Annotated in this window: 14 protein-coding genes; 10 read left to right on the top strand and 4 right to left on the bottom strand. The window is 37.1% G+C overall.

What is annotated here, in order from left to right:
• Window positions 1-24: 24 nt before the first annotated feature.
• The 8 genes from AC0KUU_RS08105 (at window position 25) to AC0KUU_RS08070 (ending at window position 4,018) form a co-directional block, all read left to right on the top strand.
• The gene (locus tag AC0KUU_RS08105; RefSeq protein WP_043982566.1) at window positions 25-498 is read left to right on the top strand and encodes a DinB family protein; all 474 of its coding nucleotides are present in this window, start codon (window positions 25-27) and stop codon (window positions 496-498) included.
• A gap of 133 nt (window positions 499-631) precedes the next feature.
• On the top strand, window positions 632-847 hold the full coding sequence (locus AC0KUU_RS08100) for a DUF378 domain-containing protein (RefSeq protein WP_013057146.1): 216 nt from the start codon (window positions 632-634) through the stop codon (window positions 845-847).
• A gap of 133 nt (window positions 848-980) precedes the next feature.
• The gene (locus AC0KUU_RS08095; protein ID WP_322552072.1) at window positions 981-1,166 is read left to right on the top strand and encodes a hypothetical protein; all 186 of its coding nucleotides are present in this window, start codon (window positions 981-983) and stop codon (window positions 1,164-1,166) included.
• Between the two features lie 15 nt (window positions 1,167-1,181).
• Window positions 1,182-1,460 (top strand): hypothetical protein, encoded by a 279-nt coding sequence (locus tag AC0KUU_RS08090; RefSeq protein ID WP_043982568.1) that lies wholly within the window; start codon window positions 1,182-1,184, stop codon window positions 1,458-1,460.
• A 97-nt stretch (window positions 1,461-1,557) separates the two neighbouring features.
• Window positions 1,558-2,364 carry a cobalamin-binding protein gene (locus AC0KUU_RS08085; protein ID WP_043982569.1) on the top strand — a complete coding sequence of 269 codons (807 nt, stop codon included), beginning with the start codon at window positions 1,558-1,560 and terminating at the stop codon, window positions 2,362-2,364.
• A gap of 18 nt (window positions 2,365-2,382) precedes the next feature.
• Window positions 2,383-2,808, top strand: a complete 426-nt coding sequence (gene fabZ / locus AC0KUU_RS08080) for a 3-hydroxyacyl-ACP dehydratase FabZ (RefSeq protein ID WP_028408452.1) — start codon at window positions 2,383-2,385, stop codon at window positions 2,806-2,808.
• Window positions 2,809-2,945: 137 nt separating this feature from the next.
• The gene (locus tag AC0KUU_RS08075; RefSeq protein ID WP_016764214.1) at window positions 2,946-3,221 is read left to right on the top strand and encodes a hypothetical protein; all 276 of its coding nucleotides are present in this window, start codon (window positions 2,946-2,948) and stop codon (window positions 3,219-3,221) included.
• A 176-nt stretch (window positions 3,222-3,397) separates the two neighbouring features.
• Window positions 3,398-4,018, top strand: a complete 621-nt coding sequence (locus AC0KUU_RS08070) for an NUDIX hydrolase (protein ID WP_043982570.1) — start codon at window positions 3,398-3,400, stop codon at window positions 4,016-4,018.
• Between the two features lie 35 nt (window positions 4,019-4,053).
• Here the strand turns inward: AC0KUU_RS08070 and AC0KUU_RS08065 are convergent, their stop codons facing one another.
• Entirely contained in the window at window positions 4,054-4,698 is a 645-nt protein-coding gene (locus AC0KUU_RS08065) for an SDR family oxidoreductase (RefSeq protein ID WP_043982571.1), read from the bottom strand.
• 411 nt (window positions 4,699-5,109) lie between these two features.
• On the opposite strand from AC0KUU_RS08065, the gene AC0KUU_RS08060 reads away from it, so the two are divergent.
• Window positions 5,110-6,621: a class I adenylate-forming enzyme family protein gene (locus AC0KUU_RS08060; RefSeq protein WP_043982572.1), complete on the top strand. Its 1,512-nt coding sequence runs from the start codon at window positions 5,110-5,112 to the stop codon at window positions 6,619-6,621.
• A 36-nt stretch (window positions 6,622-6,657) separates the two neighbouring features.
• Here the strand turns inward: AC0KUU_RS08060 and AC0KUU_RS08055 are convergent, their stop codons facing one another.
• Entirely contained in the window at window positions 6,658-7,116 is a 459-nt protein-coding gene (locus tag AC0KUU_RS08055; RefSeq protein WP_013057155.1) for a MarR family winged helix-turn-helix transcriptional regulator, read from the bottom strand.
• Between the two features lie 400 nt (window positions 7,117-7,516).
• Between AC0KUU_RS08055 and AC0KUU_RS08050 the strand changes: the two genes are divergently transcribed.
• Window positions 7,517-8,479: a VanW family protein gene (locus AC0KUU_RS08050; protein ID WP_043982574.1), complete on the top strand. Its 963-nt coding sequence runs from the start codon at window positions 7,517-7,519 to the stop codon at window positions 8,477-8,479.
• A 43-nt stretch (window positions 8,480-8,522) separates the two neighbouring features.
• Here AC0KUU_RS08050 and mbcS read toward each other — a convergent pair whose 3' ends face one another.
• Both mbcS and AC0KUU_RS08040 read right to left on the bottom strand, forming a co-directional pair.
• A complete protein-coding gene (mbcS, locus tag AC0KUU_RS08045) occupies window positions 8,523-10,103 on the bottom strand; it encodes an acyl-CoA synthetase MbcS (RefSeq protein ID WP_322552073.1) in 1,581 nt (526 codons plus the stop codon).
• A gap of 162 nt (window positions 10,104-10,265) precedes the next feature.
• Window positions 10,266-10,958 (bottom strand): hypothetical protein, encoded by a 693-nt coding sequence (locus AC0KUU_RS08040; RefSeq protein ID WP_322552074.1) that lies wholly within the window; start codon window positions 10,956-10,958, stop codon window positions 10,266-10,268.
• Window positions 10,959-11,696: the final 738 nt, after the last annotated feature.

Below are 11,696 nucleotides of genomic sequence, written 5' to 3'. Positions count from 1 at the left end.
GACAACGTAAGGAGAGATTAGACGATGGAAAACATGATTTTAAAACATATGGACGTTGTAAGAGGAATTACGATCAGTATCCTCGAAAAAACAGCAGAAGAGGCAGCGGACATCACACCAAAAGGATTCAATAACAATATCCGCTGGAATCTTGGGCACATTGCCTTTATTCAAGAAAAGCTTGTGTTTGGCTTAGCTGGTGAACCGATGCAAACGCCAGAGAGTTATGAAAACTTTTTCGGCGCAGGAACAAAACCTGCAGATTGGACGGAGGCTGCTCCTTCTCTTGAAGAAATTGCGAATGTGTTGAAAGATCAAGCACATCGTATTAAAGAGCTCATGCCCCAGCAGTTTGATAAGCAGTTAATCACACCTTTTACAAACAAAGCCGGCATCAACTTTACAACAGTTGGCGAAACGTTTTTATTCAGCTTCTACCACGAAGCGATGCATGTAGAAACGATTAAGCAAATCGGGAAAGCTGCAGCTGCACAATAAGAAAATAAAAAAGAATAAATCACATATTCTTTATAACTATTTTACATAGCGCCTATGCATATACTGATCTATGCAGCGCATAAGATGTAACATGAGCTGCTTTTCCTAATGCAGTTCGCAAGGAGGTGACAACGTGAAATTTCTTTCAGGTTTAACGACTCTTCTTGTGATTTTAGGCGGTTTAAATTGGTTAGCTGTAGCATTAGGCGTGAATGTAGTAGAAGAGCTATTTGGCTCTTGGGATTGGTTAGTAACAACGATTTATTGGTTAGTTGGCCTGTCTGCTCTTTATCAAATTTTTGATAAGTTCTTCGGAACGGGAGCGAGTGTCAAAAGCAAAGCGCTATAATAAATATTATTTTTTATAATCTCTTTAGGGAGTTTGAATGTATATTCAAACTCCCTTTTTCATGGATAAAAGACGTGACAACTTTACAAAATACGGTAAAATAAGGTGATAACCAAAAAATAGGAGGAATGAGATGGAGCTTTGGGGTGTAGTACCTATCTTAGTGTTTGGAGTTCTTTATATAGGAATCATTGCTGGTATTATAGCTGTTATCGTTATAGTGTTAAAGCGAATGCAGGAGAGAAATCAATATTTACGTGAAATACGGGATGAACTGAGAAATCCAAACAGAGCAACTATAGCAGAAAATAAAGAATAGAAGAGGGTTTAATAGATGAAGAAAAGTGTACTTTCTATATTTTTTATCGTAAATCTTTTTTTTATTTACTGTTTATTATTTAATCAAGGATACATCTTTCAGCTAAAGAATCTACCTTACATATGGGCTATTTATTTACTTCTTGGCACCTGTTTAGCTTTTTATTATATGCTGCGATATAAACAAAAAAAAGACGGACAGGTGTTGCTTTCAATCGGCATTTTAACTACAAGCATTAGTTCACTTGGCTGTTTAGTTTTCTTTTACTTCTTTTATCACGCGATGGGCGGATAAAGAGCACCAAAAGCAGGGACTTCAGTGAAAGTCTCTGCTTTTTATATTTGGATCTATTGTATAATAGAAAAAAAGAAATGAATGCAGGAGGGGAACTATGCGAATTGTTTCGCTTTGTCCAAGCAATACAGAACTAATAGCGTATTTAAAATGTGAGCATTTGCTCGTAGCAATTGATGATTATTCCGATTGGCCGCAGTCTATTCAAGGTCTGCCGCGTTTAGGTCCCGATTTATCTATTAATATGGATGCGGTGGAAGAAGCTAAACCCGATTTAGTCCTAGCATCACTAAGCGTTCCTGGAATGGAGCGAAATATTGAAGAACTTAAAAAACGAAAGCTTCCTTATGTCGTATATAATCCTAATTCGCTAGAAGATATCCGTCAAAATCTACAGGATTTAGGTCAGCGATTAAACATTGAAACAAAAGCAGCTGAACTGTTAAAACGTTATGATCAGTTTCTTTCTACATATAAAGGGATTGCAAATCAAATTGATGAAAAAGCCACTGTATACTGGGAATGGTGGCCAAAACCTGTCTTTACTCCTGGCAAAGCAAACTGGCTGACTGAAATTAGTGAGTTAGCGGGAGGAGATAATATATTTGCTGATCATAAAGAAGCAAATGTACAGAGTAATTGGGAAGAAGTGTTTAAACGAAATCCACAACATATTTGTCTGGCTTGGGTAGGCGTGCAGACAAACAAAGTAAATCCGACTATTTTACATAAAAGACCCGATTGGTCCGATATGTGTGCCATTAAAGAACATCGCGTACATGTACTAGAAGAATGGCTGTATTGTCGTCCTTCACCTAGGTTGCTGTTAGGGTTAAAAAAACTCGCGGCGCTTCTTCATCCAGATACGTTTCCTGCATTTGACGGCAAGGACCCCTTATTATAAGAAAAAGGAGCGATACATATGAAAGATATAAAACAAATAAAACATACCATTCAACACCGCTATCCTTTTTTACTTGTTGATCGCATCTTAGAGCAAGAAGAAGGAAAGCTTGCGATAGGGATTAAACAAGTAACAGCAAATGAACCTTTTTTCCAAGGCCACTTCCCGGACTATATGGTAATGCCAGGGGTACTTATTGTCGAAGCTCTTGCCCAGCTCGGTGGATTTGCCATGGCTGCGGATGACCAACAAAAAGGAAGACTTGCCTTTTTAGCGGGAATAGACGAATGTCGTTTTAAGCGTCAAGTAAGGCCAGGAGATACCCTGCGTTTAGAATTTGAGGTTCTCAAGCAGCGCGGAAAGATTGTAAGAGGAAAAGGAAAAGCATTTGTAGATAGCGAGTTGGCTTGTGAAGCGGTCATTACCTTTGCTCTTGATATATAATACAAACCAGGATAAAGCGTATTGAAGGAAAACGCCTTATGGCATAAGAGCGTTTTTTTGTAAATACCTTAGTCAAACTTCCTTTTGATGAAAGAAGAAACGGGGTATAGAAGAAAAAAGGGAGAGGGGAGAATGCGGTGAGAACATTAACGGAAGTTGTTGTATTACTCACACTATTGGGTACGTATATAGGCATCTCACTACTTGTCTACAAACGAAAAAGAACGAACCCGTTTTTCTACAGCATTTACTTTTATTTAGCTACCAGCGTCATTTTGATTTGCTTGGTTATCTTTTGGCTTCAGCTTCGTTTTGGACTCACTGATAAGCAAGTAGGAGGATTGCTTATCAGTGTGGTTGCATTCTTTTTACTTATTTATGGGTTGTTAAAAACAAAACAAAAAGACAGATAGCCGATGCTATCTGTTTTTATTTATATCCATGTTATATATTTTTATCAATTGTAGTGTCAATTGAATGGATCTCTTCATATACTAAAGATAACAGCTTTCTTTTGCAGGTTAGTTGACATCGCAGCTTATAACTCGCTATTCTTTTGATAATTCATTTTGTGAAAGGAAGTGGACGTATGGATACATCCCGTATTATAGCTAAGTTAGAAAATCGGATACCGACAATTCTTGGAATGGAGCAGTTTTCTCGCTTCGGTATTCTTGTTCCGCTTATTGAAAAACAAGGGGAGCTGCATGTTTTATTTGAGGTAAGAGCGCTCGATTTACGAAGACAGCCCGGAGAAATTTGTTTTCCAGGAGGGCGTGTCGAGAAGACGGATGCAGACGAAAAAGAAACGGCTATCCGTGAAACATCCGAGGAGTTAGGGATTACGCCTGAATCTATTCAGCAAGTACAAGCTTTAGATTATATTGTTTCTCAATTTGGAACAATCATTTATCCTTATGTAGGTTTTATTGATGAGTCGCTTGAACTTCGACCGAATCCTTCGGAAGTAGCAGAAGTATTTACCGTGCCTCTTTCTTTTTTTCAGCGTACCGAACCTGATATACACAATATCCATTTCAGAGTAGAACCCGAACATAATTTTCCTTATGACGCGATTATTGGTGGTGAAAATTATAATTGGCAAACAAGAGAGATGGAAGAACATTTTTATTACTATGAAGACCGAGTCATATGGGGACTGACAGCAAAAGTGATTTATCATTTAATACATGTACTAAATGATAAATAAAAAGCAGCGAATACGGATTCGCTGCTTTTTTTATATTAAATAGATTGAATAGCCTCTGCGATAGGCGTATCGCCTGAAACTAAATCAAAAGAACGTCCGAATGTATGATCTTCACTTAGCGTTTCAACTACCACACGCGCTACATCTTCGCGGGGAATGGATCCGCGCTCTTTGTTCTCCCCAGCATCTACACGTCCTGTTCCTGGTTCGTTTAACAATCCGCCTGGTCGAACAATTGTATATGTTAATCCGCTTGCTTCTAAGATTTTATCTGCATAATGTTTGGCTACATAGTAAGGAATTAGTGAAGTATTCCAGTTTTCACGGTGATGTGCTTGAAGTGCGCTTACCATGACAAATCGTTTAATACCTAAATCTTCTGCAGCTTCCATCGATTTTACCGCACCGTCTAAATCAATTAAAAGTGTCTTATCATGGCCTGTATTTCCGCCTGATCCTGCGCTAAAGATAACGGCGTCACAGCCTTTCATCACTTCCTTAATTTCGTGTACAGTGCCTTCTAAGCTTGCAAAAGCCGTTTCGATACCTCTTGCCTCAAGTTCTTTTGCTTGTTCTTCTTTACGAACCATCGCACGTACAGTGTGCACATCACTTTCATTCAAAATGTTTACAATATGTTGGCCTACTTGACCATTCGCACCAATTACAAGAACTTTCATGTCTAAATTTGCTCCTTTCAAATCCAAATGCTTATATATTATTGTTTCATATTCACCGTTTTCATTCAATAAATGAGCTCAAAATCCGGTGAATAAGGGGAAAGTAAGAAAATATATTAAAAAAATGAAAAACAAGAAATAAAAACTAATTTACAAACAAAAAAAGGAAAAAAATAGTTCGTTAAACCCAGTGTCTGAACTGTTTGAATTTTGTAAAATTTTATCAAACCCTTGGTAATACAACACTTCTTAAAAACAGCATCTCTTTTAACATTTCCCGATACAACCTATATAAACACATTTTGATAATTTTAAACTTTTACTTCGGAAAAATTTTTTGTTATTATGTTTTAGTCATTAAAATATTCATGAACGAAATATTTAGTCCGAGCGGACAAGGGAGAGGATAAAATGAACACATTACAATACTTAGTCGCAGAACGTGCAGAGATTTCTCCTCAACATGAAGCACTAGTTGAACATAATGAACGTTATACATTTAATGAATTTTATGAAAAAGTAAATCAATTGTCTCATTACTTCTTAGAGAAAGGCATTCAAAAAGGAGATCGTATTGGTATTTTAGCTCATACAAGCATTGCTTACCCAGTCGTTACAATGGGGATTTTACAAGTGGGAGCAGTCGTTGTTCCATTAAGTAAGAGCATGACACCTTATGAACTGGATAGCATTATTAAGAGCGGACAGTTAAAAGCGATTATCCACCACAACGAATTTACGTCTGTATTAGAAAAAGCGGAACAAACGGATGAACTTAGCTTTACGTTAAAAATTGAGGATGCAAAAGAATTTACAACTCAATTCTCAGCGTATGACACAAACACACCAGAAGCACTTCCTGAAGTACTTCCTGAAGATCTAGCATTGATGATGTTCACATCAGGTACAACAGGTAAGTCAAAAGGATGTATGATTGCACACGGATCAGTAAGTGCCTTTTTAAATTCTGGCGGCCAGGAAGAACGTGCAAATATTGATAAAAGCATGCGCTACTTGTTTGTTCATCCATTCTTCCACATGAGTTCGATGAGCATTTTATTTATGTGCATCAACACAGGAAATACAATGGTATGTTCTGAAGAAACAGATCCAGCTAAAGTAATTGAGGTAATTGAAAAAGAGAACATTAAAATGCTGTTTGCACTACCACCGGCATTAAAATACATTGTAGAAGAGCTTGAAAAAGGAGATCACTATGATTTCCCTCTAAAACTTGCTGTGTCAGGCGGAACAAAAGTATCAGAGTCTTTAATTGAACAATATGATCGTAACGGAATGATTTTAGCTCAAGGGTACGGAAGCACAGAAGCTTGGATTATCAGTTCATGGCATCCTCAAATGGGATGGAAGAAAGTAAGCTCTGCTGGAAAACCTGCTCCACATGTGGAAGTTAAAATTGTAGACCCCCAAACACGTCAAGAAGTTCCAACTGGAGAAAAAGGTGAAGTACTTGTACGAAGCCCTTATCTATTTAAAGGCTACTGGCAAAACGAAGAAGCAACAAACGCTGTCTTACAAGATGGCTGGTTAGCGATGGGCGATGCAGGTCGATTAGATGAGGACGGATTTCTTTACATTGAAGGACGCTATAAAGATGTAATTGTATATGGAGGAGACAACATCTACCCAGATCAAGTAGAAGAAGTTGTCCTAGCAGCAGATGGGGTGTTAGAAGCGACAGTTGTCGGCATGCCTGATGATGTGTACGGCGAAGTTCCATATGCATTTGTTGTTAAACAAGAAGCATCTGCTTTAACTGAAGAAGATGTAGTGAACTTCTGTAAAGAACGATTAGCACCATATAAAGTACCAACTGTTGTATTTGTTTCATCACTTCCTAAAAACAGCGTAGGAAAAGTGTTGAAAAACGAAGTGAAAAAACAAGCCTTAGCACACGCATAATAAAAAAAGCGGCCTTTATAGCCGCTTTTTTTATATTTATTGCTGTAATTTTTGAGATATTTTTTTCATAATGTGAAAGTATTGATCTCTTTCTTCTTCTGATAAGTGTGAAAGTAAATCTGACCAAAAATCGACACGAGTAGCTTGCAATATTTCGACAACTTTTTCGCCTTTTTCCGTCAACTCTACCCACACGCTTCGGCGGTTTTGCTTTTTATAAATACGATTCACAAGCTCATCATCTTCTAATTGATTTAATACAATGGTGATAGCACCAGGTGAGAGCCCAAGTACTTTTGTGATATCGCTAACAATACAGCTTTTTTTATCGTGAATGGTCTTTAAGATTGCCTCTTTTGTTGAAGTTAAATGGTAGGGAAGCAAATCATATTTCTCACCGATTACGGTGTTTTTATATTTTAAAAGAGCTTCTTTTACATGATCTATACTTTCTAGCTGATGACTAATCTCTTCTTTGCTATAACGTTCAGTCAAGCGTAAATCCTCCTCATAAAACAAATTCCATTTTTACCATTATACCATGTATAATGCCCATAGAAAAATGAACAACACTGCGGAAATTGTCAGAAAAATTTTAAAATAATTACCATAATTCGTTAAAAAATCCTTGTTTTCGTGCTATTATATATAAGAATAGTAATAACAGGAAACGCATACAACATTTGTTTTCTATTGAGTTCATAAGAAAAAATGGGGTCTATGAACATCATTCGGCTTTACCTCATGTGTTGAACAAAGAAAAAAATATAAAAAATGGTGATTGTTCACTTTGGCAGATCGTCTTTTACAAGATGTTTGTATAAAATGAATGTATACATATTTTTATAGAAAAAACATATTGAGGTAAAGCCGAGATATGGGGGGATTCAATTACATGAAGAAAGTCTTAGGGGCGCTTTTGCTTGGCGCGACAATTGTTAGTGCGTTTATTGCGTACAGCATGTATACCAATCATTCTGCAAAGCAAACAGCCGCGATAGAACAAAAACAAGCAGCGAAAAAAGCAGAAAAAAAGACTGAGAAAAAGAAAAAACCAGTCCTTAAAGTCGAAGACCTGACGTATCAGCTGAAAGATTCCCGCACAGGAAAAGTAATGAAAGAATTCAAGCCGGTTCATTACAAGGATAAAGACGTATACGACCAAGAAATTAAGCATTTAGCGTCTGAGCTGGCAAAAGGGATCGACACGCCTATGCAAAACATAAAAATGGATGCAAATGGATCGTTAACCGGCGGTTCCAAACAAATCATTTTAAAAGAAGCAGAGCTTGTTAAAAATCTACAGAACTTAAATGCGAAACAATTGGATGTGAAGGTTCCGATTTACGAAACCGCTCCAAATGTAACGGCAGCATCTGCTCAAGGGATCGCTGATGTATCGTTAGCTTCCTATTCTACACGTTTTCGTCCAAGTGATACAAGTCGAAACAGAAATGTTCAGCTATCCGCAGAAGCGATTAACAACGTTGTATTAGGTCCTGGAGATTCATTTTCTTATAATCAAACAGTTGGGGAGCGCACAGCAGAAAGAGGCTATCAGCCTGCTCCTGAAATCATCAACAAACAGCTGGTGATGGGAATTGGCGGAGGGATCTGCCAAACATCTTCTACGCTATTTAATGCTATTGACGGCGCTGGTCTTCAAGTGACAGCTAGATCTCACCATTCAAAACATGTAGGTTATGTACCAGCAGGAAGAGATGCAACTGTATCGTGGGGAGGACCTGATTTTAAGTTTACAAACAACAAAGATTACCCTGTCATCATTAAAGCGTACGCAAACGTAAATACCGGTGTTTTAACGGTGGATGTTCGTACTTCACAGCGTGCTATCTAATAAAAAAAGACGTATCCTAACAGATACGTCTTTTTTTCATTTATTATGCTTTTTGTTGCTCGCGTTCACGAAGTTCCACACGTCGAATTTTACCTGAATTAGTTTTTGGCAATTCATCAATAAATTCAATTACGCGAGGATACTTGTAAGGTGCAGTTAGAGCCTTTACATGATTTTGCAGCTCTTTAATAAAACCTGTATCTGTTGTTTTTACATGATCGACAAGAACAACATACGCTTTTACAACATGGCCGCGATCAGCATCTGGGCTAGCTATAACGGCACATTCTTTCACCGCTGGATGCTTAATTAATGCATCTTCAACTTCAAATGGCCCAATTGTATAGCCGGAACTGATAATGATATCATCTCCGCGTCCTTGGAACCAGTAATAGTTATCTTTATCTTTAGAAGCGCGGTCACCTGTTAAATAGTAGTTTCCTTTATACGTTTTCTCAGTGCGCTCCATGTCTTTATAGTAGTGCTTGAAAAGAGAAGGGAGGTCTCTACGAACGGCAATGTCCCCAACTTCTCCAGGCTTACAAGGTTCGCCGTCTTCATTAATGATTTCTACAAACCCTTCAAGCATCGGTTTACCCATTGAACCAATCTTTGTTTTTACACCTTTTAATGTACCGATTAAAAGAGTATTCTCTGTTTGACCGTATCCATCACGTACTTGGATATTAAAATATTTTTTAAACACATTAATCACTTCTTCATTTAACGGTTCTCCGGCAGATACAGCGCTATGAAGGTGAGACAGGTCAAAACGTTCAAGCTCATCAATTTTAGCCATAAAGCGGTACTCTGTTGGCGTGCAGCACAGTACGTTTACTTTTTCATCCTGTAAAATTTCTAAAAACTTTTTAGGTTCAAAACGTCCGTTATAGATAATGCCTGTTGCACCTTGTCCAAGTACAGATAAAAACGGAGTCCAAATCCATTTTTGCCAACCAGGACCTGCTGTTGCCCAGACCGTATCGCCTTTTTTAATATCTAACCATTCAGCAGCTGCGATACGAAGGTGAGCATAAGCCCATCCATGAGTATGAACAACGCCTTTTGGCTGTCCTGTTGTACCAGATGTATAAGGAAGGAATGCCGTATCATCCTTAGTTGTTTTAGCTGCTTGGAACTGTTCTGATGCAGCCGCTGTAAGTGACTCTAAGCGCGTCCATGACGTAACATCAGCACCAAACGTAATTTTATGTTGTAGAGAAGTAGGGAAGTTTTCAATCTTATCGATCTCATTGCAGAAAGGATGGTAAGAAATAATCGCTTTTGCTTCAGCGTGATGTAAACGATATTGGATATCTTTTGCGCGTAATAGTTCTGAAGAAGGAATTACAATAATACCTGCTTTTAAGCATGCTAAGTAAATAGCGTACGATTCAATAAGGCGAGGTGCAATAACCAAGACATGATCGCCTTTTGTTAAACCTAGCTCTGTTAACCCGTTTGCCACTTTATTGGCTTTTGCTAACAGCTGGTTATATGTAATTTCCTCACGCGCACCGTCAGCGTCCTGCCACTTTAACGCAAGCTGATCGGATGCATGTTTTTCAATTTCCTCTGTTAAGTTGTAATGTTCACTTGGAACTAAATCTTTTAGTTGAATCATAAAAACGACTCCTTATATTATAGATATCAATGATTTTTTATCATTACTATTATTATATTACTAACTATTAGTACTTGCTACTAATTTGTTTTGAGTTTTAGTAAAAAGCAAAAAAAGACCCGCTTATCTTATTAAGTATTAAGACAGCGGGTATAACGTATGTTATTTAAATAAGCTCCATTTTGTATGAATAGGTACTAGCTCTTCTTCAGACTCGTCCTCTTCGTATAAACCACGTTCTTTTAAATACTCCACAAAATATAAGTCTGCTTCCTTACGTTCATCATAAGGCTTGATCGATAAAACAAACCCTACTTTATGCTGATCTTCATTTTCAACGCCGGAGAGATACGCTTTTACATTATGCTGCAAGAACAGCTCTTTGGCAGGAATAATTAAATCTTTAACGAATTTCGACAGCAATTCCAGCTCAAAGTCGAAGGTGAACTTAGCAATTTTTTCTAGATCTGCAAATACCACGCCGATAAAACTCGTATTATGTATTTCGTAGTCTTTCGTTTTTTCATCCCACTCAATATGTCCGATTTCCTTTAAGTAATTAATAAAATACCCAATGCCTTCATTGCGGCCAAAAGGCTGTTTAGAAAGGACTAAACCAATCTTCTTGTACTTAGGAAGGTACACGCATGAGATAGCGGCTTCAACTTTATGCTGTTGAAATAAGTGCGTTGCCCCTTGAAGCAAGGCATCTAAGACATGATGGGTAATTTTCATTTGCTTACGAGGAAAGTGATATTCATTGCGTGCTAATTCATTTGTATCAGCAAACGTTGCTCCAATAAAGCCTGTATTGGATAGGGTAGGAGGGAGCTTCTTTCTTTTTCGTACCGTCATTCAAAAACACTCCTTGTGATCATCAATACGATAAAAATAAAACGAACATACGTTCTTATCTAATGATACAAAAAATGTGTCGAAAAGTAAAGAGAAGTTAACGGAGAATTTGAAATTTTATAATAAAAGTAACTAAGGTTTGTAAAACGTAGCGGTTAGTAGAAATTAAAGAGGAGAGGGGGAGCAAAAAATAAAAGGCTGCAGATGAAAAGCATCCACAGCCTTTTATATATTCATTAACGAGCTTCTGTTAAAGCTACCATATCTTCATCATCTAAATCGATATCTACGTGACAATCCATTGTATGAATTGTTTTATCTTCATGATTTCCATAATAAATTGTAATGTTCATGAGTATCGCTCCTTTAAAACTGGATAATGACATCCAATTTATACCGTCATCTATTTGTTTAATATTATACCCGATGAAAAAGGAAACTACAACTAAAATCACTAAAAAGCTGATAAGAAAGGGGTTTTTAGTGATTTTAACAAGAAATCAGACGGAATAAAAATACTAATTAGTGTATTTTATTACAGGTAATACGAGGTTTTCACTTTTATAAATGAATAAAAATCCATTTAATGCAAACATATGTACTAAATGAAAAATATACGTTCTGTAGCAAATAAATCCTTAAAAGATTAAACGTAAACAGATTTTATCAATTTGCAAAGAGTTCATTGAGAATACGATGAGAAAAAATAAATAAGTATAAAATCTAAATCCTACAAGT

Source organism: Priestia sp. ST2 (assembly GCF_055810735.1).
The sequence above is the reverse complement of the archived record's forward strand: the minus strand, read 5'-3'. Positions and strand labels throughout refer to the sequence as shown.

Bases quoted from the DNA above. Each gene is read 5' to 3' on its own strand.
- AC0KUU_RS08105 (WP_043982566.1), top strand. From the start codon at position 25: ATGGAAAACATGATTTTAAAACATATGGACGTTGTAAGAGGAATTACG.
- AC0KUU_RS08095 (WP_322552072.1), top strand. From the start codon at position 981: ATGGAGCTTTGGGGTGTAGTACCTATCTTAGTGTTTGGAGTTCTTTAT.
- AC0KUU_RS08090 (WP_043982568.1), top strand. From the start codon at position 1,182: ATGAAGAAAAGTGTACTTTCTATATTTTTTATCGTAAATCTTTTTTTT.
- AC0KUU_RS08085 (WP_043982569.1), top strand. From the start codon at position 1,558: ATGCGAATTGTTTCGCTTTGTCCAAGCAATACAGAACTAATAGCGTAT.
- fabZ (WP_028408452.1), top strand. From the start codon at position 2,383: ATGAAAGATATAAAACAAATAAAACATACCATTCAACACCGCTATCCT.
- AC0KUU_RS08070 (WP_043982570.1), top strand. From the start codon at position 3,398: ATGGATACATCCCGTATTATAGCTAAGTTAGAAAATCGGATACCGACA.
- AC0KUU_RS08065 (WP_043982571.1), bottom strand. From the start codon at position 4,698: ATGAAAGTTCTTGTAATTGGTGCGAATGGTCAAGTAGGCCAACATATT.
- AC0KUU_RS08060 (WP_043982572.1), top strand. From the start codon at position 5,110: ATGAACACATTACAATACTTAGTCGCAGAACGTGCAGAGATTTCTCCT.
- AC0KUU_RS08050 (WP_043982574.1), top strand. From the start codon at position 7,517: ATGAAGAAAGTCTTAGGGGCGCTTTTGCTTGGCGCGACAATTGTTAGT.
- mbcS (WP_322552073.1), bottom strand. From the start codon at position 10,103: ATGATTCAACTAAAAGATTTAGTTCCAAGTGAACATTACAACTTAACA.
- AC0KUU_RS08040 (WP_322552074.1), bottom strand. From the start codon at position 10,958: ATGACGGTACGAAAAAGAAAGAAGCTCCCTCCTACCCTATCCAATACA.